We start from the raw sequence: 15,318 nt of genomic DNA on the forward strand, positions 1-15,318 counted from the left end.
CTGTCTTGACTGGTGCCCTCACTTCGTTCGGTCACTCTCCGGATCATCACGTCGGCGGGGCAGAGCGGCCACGTCCGGCGGGAGCGGCGGGATCCCGGCCGCCAGGCACATGAGGTCGCACCAGGCGGCGACATGGCCGGACAGATCCTCCCGCGCGGGTGACCACGACGCCCGCAGCTCGAGCTCGGTCGTGACCGGGTCGTCGGCCTTGTTGCCGAACCCCTCGGACACGGCTCTTGTCACGGTACCGCCAGCGGCGGAGTAGTCGGCTTGATGTGCGTCGAGAGCCTCGGTCAGCCAGCTCCACGCGACGGGCCCGAGCAGCGGGTCGGAGGTGATCTCCGGCTCCATGTCCGCCCTGACGTAGGCCACCAGGCGGAACGGGCCCTCCCACCCGCGCTGGCCGTCAGGGTCGTAGAGCAGGATCAGCCTGCCGACGGCGAGCTCGTCGTCGTCGCGGTAGACCGACGCGCCGATGGCGGCCGAGTAGGGGGCCAGCCGCTGCGGCGCGGGCAGGTCCTCGAGCTCGATCTCCGGCCTGACCTCGGCGCGCCGCAGGCTCTCCGCGGCGCGCGTGAACGCGGCCGGAGGCGGCGGCTGGTCACCGAGTGTCATAGCCGAAGCGTAGGTCGAGGACGGGCGGAAGGGGACCACGGGGGTGCTCATCCTTCGGAATCAAGCCGCTGCCGTAACGAGCTGGCGTGCCGGGCGGATGGTCTCGGCGGTCGCGAACACCATCGCGTGGCCGCAGTCGACGCAGGCCCACTCGGGGCACTGGCCCGGCTCGTGCCCGTCAAGGCACGGCGGCTGCTCGAACGGCCGCTCCTCGGCGCAGGAGGGGCAGCGCTCACTGCGGCGCTCTGGGGAAATCCACAACGCGGTCATCGCACGAGTCATCGAACCGGGGCCTTTCTTCGGGTCGTGCCCCCGACGTTGGCACGAGCCGCTGACAATTCCCCGCAACGCGCTCGGCGTGTCCCGAAAGTGGTCGCTGAATCGATGCCGCGCGGTGACTTGGGGAACATTTGGCCCAGTCGAGACCGGCTCTCTGGCCGGACATGGGGTGTGTTCGACCCGTGTGCGGTGCCGATGCCGAGCAGACCGGTAAACCTTCATCTGGCTATCTGATCATGATTTGGGGTGTCCAATGCATCTTTTTCCGACACCGCGGGGGGCGTGTCCCGGCCCGCTGGACCGGCGTTCCCAGCCACTACCCTGGTGAGGTGAACCTCGCCGACTCCGCGTTCCTGCGTGCCTGCCGCCGCCAGCCCGTTCCGCACACCCCCGTCTGGTACATGCGCCAGGCCGGCCGGGCGCTGCCGGAATACCACAAGGTCCGCGCGGGCGTCCCGATGCTCACCGCGTGCGCGACCCCCGACCTGATCGTCGAGATCACCATGCAGCCCGTCCGCCGCTACGGCGTCGACGCGGCCATCTTCTTCAGCGACATCGTCGTCCCGCTCAAGGCCATCGGCGTCGACCTCGACATCAAGCCGGGCGTCGGCCCCGTCGTCGCCGACCCGATCCGCGACGCCAGGGGCATCGACGCGCTGCGCCCCCTGGAGCCCGGCGACGTGCCGTACGTCACCGAGTCCATCCGCGCCCTGACCGCGGAGCTCGGCGGCACCCCGCTGATCGGCTTCGCCGGAGCGCCGTTCACGCTCGGCTCCTACCTCATCGAGGGCGGCCCGTCCAAGAACCACGACCGCACCAAGGCCATGATGTACGGCGAGCCGCGGCTGTGGCACCAGCTCATGGAGCGGCTGTCCGGCATCGTGGCCGAGCACCTGCGCATCCAGGTCGAGGCGGGCGCGTCGGCGGTGCAGCTCTTCGACTCGTGGGTGGGGGCCGTGGCGCCCGAGGACTACCGCGAGTTCATCCTGCCGCACACCCGGCGCATCTTCGACGGCATCGCCGACGTGCCGCGCATCCACTTCGGCGTGGGCACGGGAGAGCTGCTGGGCGTCCTCGGCGAGGCCGGGGCCGACGTGGTGGGCGTCGACTGGCGGGTGCCGCTCGACGAGGCCGCCCGCCGGGTCGGGCCGGGCAAGGCGCTGCAGGGCAACCTGGACCCGGCGATCCTGCTGGCCCCCTGGGAGGTCGTCGAGCGCAAGGCGCTCGAGGTGCTGCGGCGCGGCAAGGCGGCCGAGGGGCACGTGTTCAACCTGGGTCACGGCGTGCTGCCCTCCACCGACCCGGATCAGTTGAAGCGTCTCACCGATCTGGTGCACGAGTTCTGACAAGCCTTTTCGGGAACCCCCACGGGCCGCCGCCGTCATGCGTGCCGGAGACCCGCTGCGCTCGACGTGGTTCACGCGGTGGTGGTCGTGGTCAGGGGGCTTCCGGGCCCGGCTGGGGCGGGGGGACGGGGCGGCGGCGGTCTCTGCGGATGAGCCAGACCATCAGCACGATGAGCGGGAGCGATACGGCGGCCCACGGGAGCAGTGCCCCGATCACCGTCAGCGCCGTCTTCGTGAAGGACACCAGCGCGCGCCAGCCCGCCGCCAGGCCGCCGAGGAAGCCTGCGGGTTCGTCGGCCGGGTCGTCCACCACTGTCACCGGGCCCACCAGGCGCAACGTCAGGGTGGCCATCGTGGTCTGAGCGGCCAGCTGCTTCTGCTGAGCCTGCAGCGACTCCAGGTCGGCCTCGCGCTCGGAGATCTCGCGCTCCACGTCCAGCACCTGGCCGATCGTGGTCGCCCGCTTCAGCAGCGTGCGCAGCGACTCCAGCGACTGCTCCGCCGACTTCAGCCGGCTCTCGACGTCGGCCACCTTCAACGTGACGTCCTGGGCGTTCTGGTTCAGCGAGAGCTGCTTGCCCAGCTCGCCGCCGAGCCGCCGCAGCACCTCGGGATACTTCGCGACCGGGATCTTGAACTCCAGCATGGCGGACGCCTCGTCGTCGCCCGAGGCGTTGCTCTCCTCCTGCGACAGATAACCGCCGGCCTCGGTCGCGATCTGCTTGGCCTGCTGGGCGGCGGGCGTCACCTGCGTGGCCCGCACGGTCATGCTGCCGGTGTAGATGACCTGCCGGTCCTGCTGGACGACCTTGACCCCGGAGACGACACCGTCGCCACCGCTCTGCTCGACCTTCTCGGGCCGGGCCTCGTTGCTCGAACTCTCGTCGCGGGCCGCGCCGCCCGCCTGGGCCTGGCTCGTGGGGGCGGGCGCGGAGTCCGCCGACTGGCTGGTGGCGTACTCGCCGCCACCACCGCAGCCCGTCAGTAACGCGGTCGCGCAGACCGCCGTGAGCGCGATGCCGTACCGGAATCTCGTCATGTCCTTATGACGGGTCGCGGACGGCCCCGGTTTGACAGGGGGAATCACGGTACGATCACGCGCCCCGCGCGGCTGGCCGAGCCGTTGAGGCGGTAGCGTCAGGAGACGTGGAAGGGAATCGGGCGCACGTGGTCATCGTCGGCGCGGGGATCTCCGGCCTCGCCGCCGCGTGGTATCTCCGCCAGAACGCGGGCGATCGGATCAGGGTGACGGTCCTGGAGGGCTCGCCACGCATCGGCGGGAAGCTGCACGCCTCGGAGGTCGCCGGGGTGAGCGTCGACGCGGGCGCCGAGTCCATGCTGGCCAGGCGGCCCGAGGGGAAAGAGCTGGCCAAGGCCGTCGGCCTCGGCGACGACCTGGTCTTCCCCGGCTCGCTCAGCTCGGCCGTCTACACCAGAGGCGTGCTGCGGCCCATGCCCAAGGGCCAGATCATGGGCGTGCCGTCCGACCTGACCGAGCTGGCCAAGTCCGGCGTCGTCTCGCCCGGCGGGCTGCTGCGCGTGCCGCTCGACCAGATCCTGCCACCCACCCTGGTGCGCACCGACGTGTCCGTGGCCGCCTACATCCGCGCCAGGATGGGCGCCGAGATCGTCGACCGGCTCGTCGAGCCGCTGCTCGGCGGCGTCTACGCCGGCCGCGCCGACAGGCTGTCGCTGGAGGCCACGATGCCGCGGGTGGCGGCGGTGGCCCGCTCCGAGCGTTCGCTGCTGAGCGCCGCCAGGCACCTGGCCGCCGAGGCCCCCAAGGACGCCGGGCCGGTCTTCACCACGCTGCGCGGCGGCGTCGGCACCCTGCCCGAGGCGGTCGCCAAGGCGTCCGAGGCGGACGTCAGGACGGGCGTCACCGTGCGCGAGCTGCACCGCACCGAGGCCGGCTGGCGGCTGATCACCGGCCCCGTGCCGCGGCCCGAGGTGATCGAGGCCGACGCGGTGATCCTGGCCACGCCGGGGCCCGCCACGAGCCGGCTGCTCAAGCAGGAGGTGCCGAAGGCCGCCGCCGAGCTGGCCAGGATCGAGTACGCCAGCATGGCCGTCGTCACCCTGGCCTACCCGATGGACGCCTTCCCCGAGCAGCCCGCCACCAGCGGCTACCTGGTGCCGCCCGTGGAGCGGCGGCCGGTCAAGGCCGTCACGTTCAGCTCGGTGAAGTGGCCGCATCTGACCAAGGACCTGGTGATCCTGCGCTGCTCCATCGGCCGGATCGGCGAGGAGCACCTGCTCCAGCGCGAAGACGCCGAGCTGGTGTCGCTGGCCATGGCCGAGATGGGCGACGTCATGGGCGTGCGCGGGCTGCCCTTCGACACCCGGGTGACGCGATGGGGCGGCGGGCTGCCGCAGTACAACGTGGGGCACCTCGACCGGGTGGCGCGGGTCCGCGCCGCCGTGTCGGTCGAGCCGGGGCTGGCCGTGTGCGGCGCGGCCTACGACGGCATCGGCATCCCCGCCTGCGTCGGCACCGCCCGCACGGCCGCCGCCCGGATTCTGGACCACCTCAACAGGCGAGGAGAATAGTCACCATGACAGAGGGCGCTCCGCGGCCGAAGGCCCGCGATCTCAACCAGGTGATCCGTTACACGATGTGGTCGGTCTTCCAGGTGACCGAGCCCTGTCCAGGCGACCGCGACGAGCTCGCGGCGGAGGTTCAGGAGCTGCTCGACCAGGCCGCCGGCAAGGACGTCGTGACCAGGGGGGTCTACGACGTGGCCGGGCTGCGGGCCGACGCCGACTTCATGTTCTGGTGGCACGCGCCCACGCCTGAAGACTTGCAGGACGTGTACGCCAGGTTCCGCCGCACCCGGCTGGGCCGGCACACCAGGCCCGCGTGGTCGGCGATGGCGCTGCACCGGCCCGCCGAGTTCAACAAGTCACACATCCCGGCCTTCCTCGCCGAGGAGGAGCCGCGGGCGTACGTGAGCGTCTACCCGTTCGTGCGCTCCTACGAGTGGTACCTGCTGGAGGACTCCGAGCGGCGGGCCATGCTGGCCGAGCACGGCAGGATGGCGCGCGACTATCCCGACGTGCGGGCCAACACGGTGTCGTGCTTCTCGCTCAACGACTACGAGTGGATGCTGGCGTTCGAGGCCGACGAGCTGCACCGGATCGTCGACCTCATGCGTACGCTGCGGGGCGCGCAGGCCCGCCGGCACACCCGCGTCGAGATCCCGTTCTACACCGGGGCGCGCAAGCCGGTGCAGGAGCTCGTCGCCGCCCTCCCCTAGGGTCCTCAGCGGGTGAGTGCGGCGCGCAGCCGCCACGCCCCGAGGGCGAAGAGGATCGCGGCGAAGGCGATCAGCACGCCGAGCTGCGGCAGGACGTCGGCGATCGTGCCGTCCCCGCGCAGCAGCTCGGCGAACCCGTCCAGGGCCCACGCGTGCGGGGTGACGTGCGCCAGGCGCCGCATCGTCTCGGAGAAGAAGTCGATCGGCGCCATCGTGCCGCCGATCGCGGCCAGCCCCAGCCCGAGCAGCAACCCGACCGAGACCGCCTGCTGCCCGGTTCGCAGCGTCGAGCCGAGCAGCATCGCCGCCCCGCCGCCCACCAGCGAGAACGCCAGCACCAGCGCCGCCGCGCCCAGCGGGTCGCCCCACCGCACGCCGAACAGCAGCCCCGGCCCCACCATGATGATCAGCGCCTGGGTCAGCGCCACGGCGACCCGGCCCGCCGCCTCGCCCAGCAGGATCGTCCCGCTGGACACCGGCGCCGCGTACATCCTGCGCGACAGCCCGAGCCGCCGCGCCGGTCAGTGAGGTGAGGAAGGTGAACAGCAGGAGCTGCGAGGTCGAAGCTGGAGACGTCAGCAAGGGCGGGCGGTGCAGGAGGCCGACGCCGATGTTGAGGCGGCGCTTCATGCCGCCGGAGTACTCCTCGACCGGGTCCTTGGCCCGCTCCGCCAGGCCGACGACCTGGAGGACCTCGTCGATCCTGGCGCGGGCGTCCGCGCGGCCCAGGCCGTAGAGGCGGGCGAAGAAGCGCAGGCCCGGGAGGCGGCCGCGTGTTTGCGGCGGGCCGATGTGAACGTTCCAAGGCGGGTGGGCGTCTAGGGAACGGGCCTATTGCGGGGAGGTCGGTCGGGGTGCAGGAGACCGGAGGACGGAGCGGTGGGCGGGGCCGCCGGCGGCACGCCGGCGGACGCCATGTCGCGGGACATCGGGCACGGCACGCCCGGGGGCGTACGGAGAGCGACGCGGGGGCGGCGGGGCAGGGGCCGCTGGTGATCGGGAGCGGCCCGGAGGCGGCGGGGGTGTCGCGGAGTGCGCCGGTGAGGTGGAAGGGCCGGTGGGCGGGGGTGGTGTGCGTGCTGGTCGGGGGGACGGTCGCGCTGCTCGGGGTGAACGGCGGGATCGGCTCGAAGGCCCTGCTGGGTGTGCACGGGGAAGCGCATGCGGGCGGCGGGCAGGACCGCGCCGCCGCTTCGACCGGCCCTGGCGGCAATGACGGGGGCCCGGGCGCCACCGGCCCGAACGGAGGGACCGCCGCGACAGGCACGACCGGTGTGACGGGCGCGAACGATGGGGCCGGCGCGAACGGCGGAACTGGTGCGAACGGCGCTGACGCGTCGGCGGTGGCGGGCGACGGCGGGACCGTGGGCACCGGCCCTGAAGCGAGCGCCGAGGCCAGGATGCGGGAGGTCCAGCGCCCCCAAGCTCAGCAACCCGCCCCCACCCCCGGCCGGACGACCGGCGGCACGGTGACAGGCGCCCTGCCCGGCGGCACCACGTCCCCCGAGGACGTCCTGGCGGGCGGCCCGCCCCCCGAGGACGGCGTCGACTACCGCGCCGACGGCCCGTCCCGCCACACGGATCACCAGGCCGCCGAGTACTTCAGCACGAACTGGGGCCCGAACGACAAGACTCTCAAACACCTCAAAGACGTGCGCAGCGTCGGCGGATACCTGCGCATCTACACAGACCTGCCGGAAACGGCCGACAATTCCCTCACCGCGATCATCCTCTGCGAACGCGGCCTCGCCTACCTCCGCAGCCGCGGCGTGGAGGACCCGGTCGTGTTCGTCCAGGCCGAGTTCGGCGGGAACGGCAACCCGGTGCTCGCCAACATCATCGGCCCCGGCGACCGCAGCTGCCGCGTCACCCATCCCGCCCCGGGGTGAACGGCGAGGCCCGGGTCAGCGGACCCGGACCCGCGTCTTCGAACACACTTCGCACCGCTGGGTGACGACGCGACCGATCGTCTCGATCGTCACCCACCGGTGGCGAAGATGGACAAAGCGCACGCGGCACTCGTACCCCTGGAAGACGATCGATACGCCGCGTCGCCGCGTGATCACCCCTTGGGTTCGAGCCGCAGGGAGATCGAGTTGATGCAGTAGCGGTCGTCCGTCGGCGTGGGGTATCCCTCGCCGTGGAACACGTGCCCCAGGTGCGAGTCGCACCGGGCACACCGCACCTCGGTCCTGACCATGCCGTGGGTGCGGTCCTCGATCAGCCGCACGGCGTCGGTCTCGGACGGTTCGAAGAAGCTCGGCCACCCGCAGTGCGACTCGAACTTCGTGTCAGACCGGAACAGCTCGGCCCCGCAGGCGCGGCACGAGTACACGCCCTCGGTCTTGGTGTCGACGTACTCCCCCGCGAACGGGCGCTCGGTGCCGGCCTGCCTGAGGACGTGGAACTCCTCGGGCGACAACTCGGACCGCCATTCGGCCTCGCTCTTGACCACCTTGTCCATGTGTCCAGCGTACGAGATCGTGCAAAAAGAGATCTCCGCAGGGTGAAGCATCTGTTCTGGGGTGAATTTGCGTCTTTGTAGGCAAGGGGGTGTCATCGCCTCCTTGCCAAGGGGTGATCATCCGTGGATCCCGTCGAGCGGCACAGCCCACGCCCGTGCTGGCGCCGCTAGGGATCGCCACGGCCTGCCGGGTGGCGCGCCAGCGCCCGGCACGGCGGCGGATGGTCTCGTGGTCCGTCCCGTCGAGCTCTCGGTCCCGCCACCGAGGTGGCTCCGGGACGGGCCCACCCCGCTTGGAGTAGGTTCGGAACCATGGCATCGCCGTACATAGAGCTCGAGGTGGGGGAGCGGACCGTCAAGGTCACCAATCCCGACAAGGTCTACTTTCCTGAGATCGGCGCCACCAAGCGGGAACTGGTCGAGTACTACGTGAGCGTCGGCGAAGGGGCGCTGCGGGCGCTCAAGGACCGTCCCACGAACATCAAGCGCCACCCCGACGGCGTGCAGACCGAGGCGATCTACCAGAAGCGCATGCCGCCCAAGCACCCCGACTGGCTGGAGTCCGTCACCGTGACGTTCCCCAGCGGGCGCACGGCGCAGTCGCTGCGCGTCACCGAGGTGGCGGCCATCGCCTACTGCGCCAACCTCGGCACCATCGACTTCCACCCGTGGCAGGTGCGGGCCGCCGACGTCGAGCACCCCGACGAGCTGCGCATCGACCTCGACCCGCAGCCGGGCCTGGAGTTCGACGCCGCCCGCAAGGCGGCGCTGCTGACCAGGGACGTGCTCGGCGAGCTGGGCATGGAAGGCTTCGTCAAGACCTCAGGCAACCGCGGCGCGCACATCGCCGTCCGCATCGAGCCGCGCTGGGACTTCATCCAGGTACGCCACGCCGGCATCGCCCTGGCCAGGGCCGTCGAGGCCCGCGACCCCCGCCTGGTGACCACGGCCTGGTGGAAGGAGGAGCGGGGCGACCGGGTGTTCATCGACTACAACCAGAACGCCAGGGACCGGACCGTGGCCAGCGCCTACTCCGTGCGCGCCAAGCCGTACGCGCCCGTCTCGACCCCGCTGACCTGGGACGAGCTCGCCGACGCCGACCCGCGCGACTTCGACATCCGCACGGTGCCCGTCCGCTTCGCCAAACTGGGCGACGTGCACGCGGCCATCGACGATCGGGCGTACTCGATCGAACCGCTGCTGGAGCTGTACGCCGGGGACGAGCGGGGCGACCTGCCGTACCCGCCCAACTATCCGAAGATGCCCGGCGAGCCCAAGCGCGTCCAGCCGAGCAAGGCCAGGTCCGACACCTAGGGCGGGCGTCCGGGGCGGGCAGCCGGGGCGAGCCGTCCATGGCGGGCACCTGAGGTGAGCCGGTCCATGGCGGGCACTCAGGGCGACGCGTCCAGGGCGGGCTCGGGCTTGAACGCCGGCAGCGGCGTCGGCACCGGCACCGGCGGCTGGACGAGCGTGGGCGGCGGGCCCGCGGGCACCGCCGGCCTGCCCGGCATGGGGATGACGTGCGGCGTTCCGGTCGTGGACACGGTGTCGCCGCAGCCGATCGCCGCCACGCCCGCGACGACCAGCAGGGCCGCGGCCGGTACCAGCGCATGCTTCATATGACCGCCCGCTCTCGACGACACTCACCTTGCGGCACGATGCCGTCGCAGATCGTAGTGCATCACGGGCGTCCGCGCCCCCGTCAGCGCCGCATCAGGCGATGCGGCGCCAGCTCGCGCGTTTCGCCCCGCTCCAGGTACACGACCCGATCGGCGAGCCCGGCCTGCTCGATGTGATGCCGGAAGTCGTCCAGCGGCGAGCTGAACACCCCGTAGTCGTCGTAGTGGACCGGCACCACCGTGTGCGGGTCGATCAGATCCACCCACGCGGCCCCCTGCTCACCGTCCATGGTCACCATCAGCGTGCCGAGCAGCTTCGTGCCGCCCAGGTGCACGATGGCCAGGTCGATGTCGGGGAAGCGGCGCGGGATCGAGTCCAGGCGGCGGTCGAGCAGCGTGTCGCCGCTGATGTGCAGGCGCAGCTCCACCCGTTCGTCCTGGTTGCAGAACTCCACCATCGTGCCGATCACCGGCGGCAGCAGCGCCTCAGCCGGGCCCGGCGCGTGCTTGGCGGGCACCGCGGTGATCCGCACCGTGCCGCCGGGGCCGCGCAACTCGTGCTGCTGCCAGTTCTCCAGCCCCACGCTCCTGCGGAAGCCGCGCCGCCGCAGCCGTCCGGCCGCCGACTTGGTCGTGACGACGGGCGTCGCCTTGTCCAGGCCGCGCTGCGCCACCCGGTCCCAGTGGTCGCCGTGCATGTGGGACAGCAGCACCGCGTCCAGCGGCGGCAGGTCCTCGATCTCCATGGCCGGGTCGGTGAGGCGGCGCGAGGCCAGGCCGTACCCGAGGTACGCGCGCTGCCCGCGGTGCAGGAAGTTCGGATCCGTCAGCAGTGTGAAGCCGTTGTAACGGATCAGCGTGGTGGCGTTCCCGATGAACTGCAGGCTTCCCTTCACGAGATCTCACTCCGGGTGTCGAGGTCGCTGGGCCGGGGGCACGCCGCCGCCCTTGCCGCCCCCCTTGCGTCCTTTGTCCGTGCCGTGCGGACGGCCGGAGCGCCTCCCGCCCTTCGCGTCCCTGGCGGCGTCCGCGGACTTGGAGTCGGTGCTGGCCTTGCCTGACCTGCGCAGCTCGGGCTGTTGCGGATTGCTCATGGCATTTGTCCCCCTTTGTGACTAACTCTCCTGCCACGCCGGGTCGGCGGCAAACCCTCCGTGTCTGGACGGTTTCACTTCGGTCACATTACTTGACTGGCGGTCTAATAGTTCGCAAGGCTCTCTTGTGCATCGGGGGGCGACAACCACGTCTGGAGCCTTCTCATGCCAAGAGCGCGACGTCTCGCGGCGGCTGGAGCGGCGACCGCCTTCATGGTGGCGGGTGTGAGCCTGGCGGCCGGCCTCGGCCCTGCCTCGGCCGACACCGATCCCCGGGTCCCCGGCACGAAGTCCGCCTGCACGGTGCACCTGCCTCTGCTCTGCGACGACCCCCCGGACGACCATCCGGGCGGCGGGGACGATTCCTGGTCCGGTGACGCCGAATCCGGCGACTCCTGGTCGACAGCGCCCCAGCCCACTGATTCCTGGTCGGACGCCCCGAAACCCACCGACTCCTGGTCGGACGCGCCCGAGCCCACCGATTCGTGGTCGGACGCCCCGGCGCCCAACGAGTCGTGGTCGAGCGTGCCCGTGCCCACCGACTCCTGGCCCAGTGGCAGCGCGCCGCCGTGGCGGCCGGCGGGGGAGGACGAGCACCGTGTGCCCAAGGGGCATCCGGAGACGGGCGGCGGCGCGCTGGCGGGCGGCGGCGAGCCGGTGTGGCCGTTCGCGGTGGGCGGGGTGGCGCTGCTGACCGGCGCCGGGCTGACAGGCTTCGCGGTACGGCGCCGCAGGGATGTCGTCTGACCCGCCCCCGCCCGGACACGCCCCGGGCGAGCCGTCCGCGCGTGGGCGTGCGGCGGGGAATCGGGCGGTGCTGGGTGCGGCGGTGGCCGTGTCGGCGGCGGGCGTGCTGCTGATCGCCTTAGGGATCGGCGGCGCGCTCGGCGGTGGAGGCGGAGACACGGCTCCCGCCGCCGTGGCGGCCGAGCAGTCCCCGGCGCCCGCGGCGCCGCTCAAGGAACTGCCCGGCGTGCCCGCGTCCAAGGTGGCCGAGCCCATGCGCGCGGCCCGCCCCACCGCCGTGTACATCCCGTCGATCGGCGTGGCAGCCCCCCTCATGGAACTGGGCCTGGACGCGAAGGGCGCCATCCAGAACCCGCCGTTCGACCCCCCGAACCTGGCCGGTTGGTACCGCTACGGCCCCGTCCCCGGCCAGCGCGGCGCCGCCGTGATCACCGGCCACCTGGACACCCGGACGGGGCCCGCCGTCTTCGCCCGCCTCAAGGAGGTCAGGCGCGGCGCCCAGGTGCAGGTGCTGCGCGCCGACCGCTCGGTGGCCGTCTTCATCGTGGACAAGGTCGAACACACCCAGAAGCGGAGCTTCCCCGCCAAGAAGGTGTACGGCAAGCTTCGCTATCCGGGGCTGCGCCTGGTGACCTGTGGTGGCGCGTTCGACCGGCAGGCGCACAGCTACGAGGAGAACACGATCGTGTACGCCCACCTCGCGGCCCCGTACTATCCCGGAAGCCAGGTCACGGATCGCGCGGGAGGCCGAGCGCGCGCTCGGCGATGATGTTGAGCTGCACCTCCGTGGTGCCGCCGCCGATCGTGAACGCCCGGGTGGCCAGGATCATGCGGCTCCAGTACCGGTCCGACGGGTCCAGCGACCAGCAGAACTCCGAGATCGCCTGCGCGTGCCGCATGCCGAGCAGCTTGCGCACGGACGGCGCCGCGCCTGGGTCGGCACCGGCCAGCTGCGACAGCGTCACCCGCAGGTCGAGCGCCGAGATGGCCTGCCCCTCGGCCCACAGGCGGCCCGCCTGCTCCGCCTGCGCCTCCCTGAGCCCGGGCAGCCGGGCGATGAGCTTGACCATGTCGGTGTGCCGCGACCCGGGCCCCCAGGAGTCGCCGAGGGCGACCCGTTCGTGGGAGAGCGTGTCGCGGGCCACCCGCCAGCCCTCGTTCACCGCCCCGACGACCAGGTCGTCCGGCACGAAGACGTCGTCGAGGAAGACCTCGTTGAAGATCTCGTCCCCGTTGATCTCCTTGAGCGGCCTGACGGTGACGCCCGGCGAGGACATGTCCACCAGGAAGTAGGAGATGCCGTCGTGCTTGGGCCGGTCGGGGGAGGTCCGGGCGAGGCAGATGCCCCAGTGCGCGTACTGTGCGAGGGACGTCCAGATCTTCTGGCCGGTCAGCGACCAGCCGCCCTCCACCCGCACCGCCTTGGTCGCCAGCCCGGCCAGGTCCGAGCCTGCGCCGGGCTCGCTGAAGAGCTGGCACCACACGATCTCGCCGGCGAACGTCCCCGGAAGGAAACGGTCCTGCTGCTCGCGGGTGCCGTACCGGACGATGGACGGGACGGCCCACGCGGCGATGCCGAGGTTCGGGCGGCCCAGGTCGCGGAACTCCTGGTGAATGATCACCTGCTCCAGCGGGGTGGCCTCCCGGCCCCAAGGGCGGGGCAGGTGCGGCATCATCCAGCCCTCCGCCGCGAGCCTGGCCCGCCTAGCCGCCTGCTCCTCGGCCCGCAGCGACGCGGCCTCGGCCCTGATCGTGTCCCTGACGGGGGCGGCCTCGTCCGGCAGGTCCGGCTCCATCCGCCGCCGCGCCCCCGCCACCGCCAGCCGCGCCGCCTCCCCGGCCCACGGGCCCGGGTCGCCCGCCAGCATGCGGCCGGACAGGGCGCGGCGGTAGTAGCGGTGCGCGTCGTGCTCGAAGGTGTAGCCGATGCCGCCCAGCACCTGGATCGTGTCGGCGGCGCAGCGGACGGCGGCGTCGGGCGCCAGCACGGCCGCCACGGCCACGGCCAGCCGCGTCTCGTGGGCCAGCCGCACCTCGTGGGCCAGCCGCGTCTCGCCGACCAGGCTCGTGGCGGTGGCCTCGTCCAGGGCTCTGGCGGCGTCCCACACGGCGGCCCTGGCCTGCTCCAACGCCACCAGAGCGCCCGCCACCCGATGCTTGACCCCCTGGAACTGCCCGATCGGCCGCCCGAACTGCTCCCGCACCTTGGCATGATCGGCCGCCGTCGCCACGGCCCACGCCGCGACCCCGCACGCGTCGGCGCCGAGCAGCACGGCGGCGAGCTCCCGTACCGGAGCCGGACCGATCACCCGGTCGGCGGGCACGGTCTGTACGGTGACGGAGCACAGCGGCCGGTCCGGATCGACCCCCGCCAGCGGGTCGGCGGTGACGTCGGCCCGATCAAGCACCGCCCACCCGCCGTCGTCCACCGGAACGACGAACAGGTCAGCCTGCGCGGACCCGAGCGCACAACCGGGCATCAGCACGACGGCGGCGGTCAGCGACCCGTCGGCGAGCCCACGCGTCAACGCGATCCGAAAGCGACCAGACAACCCACGTGCCCCCGACCCCGCACTGCGGCCGAGAACCGCCGAGGCGATCACCGTCGGCAGGTACGCCCCCAGCACCCGCCGCTCACCCAACGCCTCCAGCGCCACGCACAACTCGAGCAGCCCGTACCCCTGCCCCCCACCCTCCTCGGGCAGATGCAGCCCCAGCACCCCTTGCCCGGCCAGCGCCGCATGATCGGCCCCTCGCCCGGCCACCCCGCGCACGGAATCCGCCAGCGCTACATGCTCACCGCTCAACCCGATGCCCATAGCGCCGACCCTAGAACTTAGTTCGGTCAAAGGCCACCAGAAAAATGGTTGGCGATCGGCGGACACGCCCGGTTACGCTCGCTTGCGTCCGTTCGGTGGAATCATCCGGGCCTGTCGTGCCCGTCAAGGAGGGGGATTTATGCCTGGCACCGCGCCCTGCGCGCCTCGCCGTGTCTCAGGCGGATCCTGCCCCTGACGAACGACCGCCATTCCCGAAGCATGCCCCGCGAGGCACGCCAGGGCTCCCTTGCTGTCCTGAGTAAGACCATTCCGGCAAGGAGTACCCAGGTTGTCTGCCAACGGCAAACCTCGTTCCATCGCGAGCACCGAGACTTTCCAGTGCGTCCGCTGCGGCCTGACGGTCACCGCGCACGCCCCGGACGGCGTTCGCCGCAACCACTGCCCGAGCTGCCTGCACTCGCTGCACCTGCTCGACGAGTGCCGGTCACGGATGCTCCCGATCTCGATCGCGGTGCTCCGTACGGGCGAGTGGATGCTCATCCACCGTTGCACCCGCTGCGGTGAGCTGACGTCGAACCCCATCTGCGGGGACGACAACCAGCTCATCCTCATGCGCATGGCCGTGAGGCCGCTGGCGCAGCCGCCGTTCCCGCTCGAGGCGTTCGGTGATCTGTGACATGCCCAGGAGGAACCCGGGCCGGGAACGGCCGCAACGGCGCAAGAGGACACACCATGCCGAGCCCGGCGACGCGTTCCGCTGCGTCGGGTGCCGCATGGACGTGCCGATGATCGCGCCGGGCACCGCGCATCGCAACCACTGCCCGCACTGCCTGACCAGCCTGCACGTCGATCACCGCCTCCCGGGGGATCGGCGGGCGGGCTGCCGGGGCCGGATGGCGGCGCTGAGCGTCACCGTCCGGCGCGACGGGGAGTGGCTGATCATCCACTGCTGCCAGTCCTGCGGGGGGCTCAGCGCCAACCGCATCGCGGGCGACGACAACGCGCTGGCGCTGCTCCGCATCGCCATCCGCCCCCTGTCGGACTCCCGCCTCCCGGTCAGCGCCCTGCTGTCCCTGTGACGCCGCCTGCCGGGGCCGCTCGTACGCGGTCCCGGCAC

18 protein-coding genes are annotated in these 15,318 nt (G+C 72.0%); 10 read left to right on the plus strand and 8 right to left on the minus strand.

The window, feature by feature from the left end; translation table 11 throughout:
- Positions 1-18: 18 nt before the first annotated feature.
- On the minus strand, positions 19-615 hold the full coding sequence (locus FXF51_RS11880) for a DUF3000 domain-containing protein (RefSeq protein ID WP_148434342.1): 597 nt from the start codon (positions 613-615) through the stop codon (positions 19-21).
- 608 nt (positions 616-1,223) lie between these two features.
- Between FXF51_RS11880 and hemE the strand changes: the two genes are divergently transcribed.
- A complete protein-coding gene (gene hemE, locus FXF51_RS11890) occupies positions 1,224-2,240 on the plus strand; it encodes a uroporphyrinogen decarboxylase (RefSeq protein ID WP_148434344.1) in 1,017 nt (338 codons plus the stop codon).
- A gap of 91 nt (positions 2,241-2,331) precedes the next feature.
- Here the strand turns inward: hemE and FXF51_RS11895 are convergent, their stop codons facing one another.
- On the minus strand, positions 2,332-3,279 hold the full coding sequence (locus FXF51_RS11895; RefSeq protein ID WP_148434345.1) for a DUF4349 domain-containing protein: 948 nt from the start codon (positions 3,277-3,279) through the stop codon (positions 2,332-2,334).
- 107 nt (positions 3,280-3,386) lie between these two features.
- On the opposite strand from FXF51_RS11895, the gene hemG reads away from it, so the two are divergent.
- Together hemG and hemQ are read left to right on the plus strand one after the other, a co-directional pair.
- A complete protein-coding gene (gene hemG / locus FXF51_RS11900) occupies positions 3,387-4,790 on the plus strand; it encodes a protoporphyrinogen oxidase (RefSeq protein WP_262379447.1) in 1,404 nt (467 codons plus the stop codon).
- A 5-nt stretch (positions 4,791-4,795) separates the two neighbouring features.
- Positions 4,796-5,497 (plus strand): hydrogen peroxide-dependent heme synthase, encoded by a 702-nt coding sequence (gene hemQ / locus FXF51_RS11905; protein ID WP_187414320.1) that lies wholly within the window; start codon positions 4,796-4,798, stop codon positions 5,495-5,497.
- Between the two features lie 5 nt (positions 5,498-5,502).
- Here hemQ and FXF51_RS11910 read toward each other — a convergent pair whose 3' ends face one another.
- Positions 5,503-6,000, minus strand: a complete 498-nt coding sequence (locus FXF51_RS11910; protein WP_262379470.1) for an ABC transporter permease — start codon at positions 5,998-6,000, stop codon at positions 5,503-5,505.
- Between the two features lie 88 nt (positions 6,001-6,088).
- Between FXF51_RS11910 and FXF51_RS60730 the strand changes: the two genes are divergently transcribed.
- Together FXF51_RS60730 and FXF51_RS11920 are read left to right on the plus strand one after the other, a co-directional pair.
- On the plus strand, positions 6,089-6,319 hold the full coding sequence (locus FXF51_RS60730; protein ID WP_187414322.1) for a hypothetical protein: 231 nt from the start codon (positions 6,089-6,091) through the stop codon (positions 6,317-6,319).
- Positions 6,320-6,537: 218 nt separating this feature from the next.
- Complete coding sequence (locus FXF51_RS11920) at positions 6,538-7,386, plus strand: hypothetical protein (protein WP_148434347.1); 849 nt, start codon at positions 6,538-6,540, stop codon at positions 7,384-7,386.
- A gap of 173 nt (positions 7,387-7,559) precedes the next feature.
- Here FXF51_RS11920 and msrB read toward each other — a convergent pair whose 3' ends face one another.
- Entirely contained in the window at positions 7,560-7,961 is a 402-nt protein-coding gene (msrB, locus tag FXF51_RS11925; protein WP_148434348.1) for a peptide-methionine (R)-S-oxide reductase MsrB, read from the minus strand.
- A gap of 312 nt (positions 7,962-8,273) precedes the next feature.
- On the opposite strand from msrB, the gene ligD reads away from it, so the two are divergent.
- On the plus strand, positions 8,274-9,275 hold the full coding sequence (ligD, locus tag FXF51_RS11930) for a non-homologous end-joining DNA ligase (protein WP_148434349.1): 1,002 nt from the start codon (positions 8,274-8,276) through the stop codon (positions 9,273-9,275).
- 77 nt (positions 9,276-9,352) lie between these two features.
- Here the strand turns inward: ligD and FXF51_RS11935 are convergent, their stop codons facing one another.
- The 3 genes from FXF51_RS11935 to FXF51_RS11945 form a co-directional block, all read right to left on the minus strand.
- Positions 9,353-9,580, minus strand: a complete 228-nt coding sequence (locus tag FXF51_RS11935) for a hypothetical protein (RefSeq protein ID WP_148434350.1) — start codon at positions 9,578-9,580, stop codon at positions 9,353-9,355.
- 83 nt (positions 9,581-9,663) lie between these two features.
- A complete protein-coding gene (locus FXF51_RS11940; RefSeq protein ID WP_148434351.1) occupies positions 9,664-10,476 on the minus strand; it encodes an MBL fold metallo-hydrolase in 813 nt (270 codons plus the stop codon).
- Positions 10,477-10,482: 6 nt separating this feature from the next.
- Positions 10,483-10,674 carry a hypothetical protein gene (locus tag FXF51_RS11945; RefSeq protein ID WP_148434352.1) on the minus strand — a complete coding sequence of 64 codons (192 nt, stop codon included), beginning with the start codon at positions 10,672-10,674 and terminating at the stop codon, positions 10,483-10,485.
- 165 nt (positions 10,675-10,839) lie between these two features.
- Between FXF51_RS11945 and FXF51_RS11950 the strand changes: the two genes are divergently transcribed.
- Positions 10,840-11,421, plus strand: coding sequence for a hypothetical protein (locus tag FXF51_RS11950; RefSeq protein ID WP_148434353.1), 582 nt, complete (start codon positions 10,840-10,842; stop codon positions 11,419-11,421).
- 67 nt (positions 11,422-11,488) lie between these two features.
- Entirely contained in the window at positions 11,489-12,190 is a 702-nt protein-coding gene (locus FXF51_RS11955; protein ID WP_262379448.1) for a class F sortase, read from the plus strand.
- Here the strand turns inward: FXF51_RS11955 and FXF51_RS11960 are convergent.
- A complete protein-coding gene (locus FXF51_RS11960; protein ID WP_148434355.1) occupies positions 12,150-14,240 on the minus strand; it encodes an acyl-CoA dehydrogenase in 2,091 nt (696 codons plus the stop codon). The two genes, FXF51_RS11955 and FXF51_RS11960, sit on opposite strands and share 41 nt — an antisense overlap.
- Before the next feature lie 289 nt (positions 14,241-14,529).
- Between FXF51_RS11960 and FXF51_RS11965 the strand changes: the two genes are divergently transcribed.
- Positions 14,530-14,877 (plus strand): RNHCP domain-containing protein, encoded by a 348-nt coding sequence (locus FXF51_RS11965; protein ID WP_148434356.1) that lies wholly within the window; start codon positions 14,530-14,532, stop codon positions 14,875-14,877.
- 1 nt (position 14,878) lies between these two features.
- Entirely contained in the window at positions 14,879-15,280 is a 402-nt protein-coding gene (locus tag FXF51_RS11970; RefSeq protein WP_148434357.1) for an RNHCP domain-containing protein, read from the plus strand.
- The last annotated feature ends 38 nt before the right edge of the window (positions 15,281-15,318 follow it).

It is taken from the genome of Nonomuraea sp. PA05 (genome assembly GCF_008086045.1).
Taxonomy (GTDB): Bacteria; Actinomycetota; Actinomycetes; order Streptosporangiales; family Streptosporangiaceae; genus Nonomuraea; species Nonomuraea monospora.

Coding starts and splice junctions, on each gene's coding strand:
- FXF51_RS11880 (WP_148434342.1), bottom strand. CDS start 615: ATGACACTCGGTGACCAGCCGCCGCCTCCGGCCGCGTTCACGCGCGCC.
- FXF51_RS11895 (WP_148434345.1), bottom strand. CDS start 3,279: ATGACGAGATTCCGGTACGGCATCGCGCTCACGGCGGTCTGCGCGACC.
- hemQ (WP_187414320.1), top strand. CDS start 4,796: ATGACAGAGGGCGCTCCGCGGCCGAAGGCCCGCGATCTCAACCAGGTG.
- msrB (WP_148434348.1), bottom strand. CDS start 7,961: ATGGACAAGGTGGTCAAGAGCGAGGCCGAATGGCGGTCCGAGTTGTCG.
- ligD (WP_148434349.1), top strand. CDS start 8,274: ATGGCATCGCCGTACATAGAGCTCGAGGTGGGGGAGCGGACCGTCAAG.
- FXF51_RS11935 (WP_148434350.1), bottom strand. CDS start 9,580: ATGAAGCATGCGCTGGTACCGGCCGCGGCCCTGCTGGTCGTCGCGGGC.
- FXF51_RS11945 (WP_148434352.1), bottom strand. CDS start 10,674: ATGAGCAATCCGCAACAGCCCGAGCTGCGCAGGTCAGGCAAGGCCAGC.
- FXF51_RS11950 (WP_148434353.1), top strand. CDS start 10,840: ATGCCAAGAGCGCGACGTCTCGCGGCGGCTGGAGCGGCGACCGCCTTC.
- FXF51_RS11960 (WP_148434355.1), bottom strand. CDS start 14,240: ATGGGCATCGGGTTGAGCGGTGAGCATGTAGCGCTGGCGGATTCCGTG.
- FXF51_RS11970 (WP_148434357.1), top strand. CDS start 14,879: ATGCCCAGGAGGAACCCGGGCCGGGAACGGCCGCAACGGCGCAAGAGG.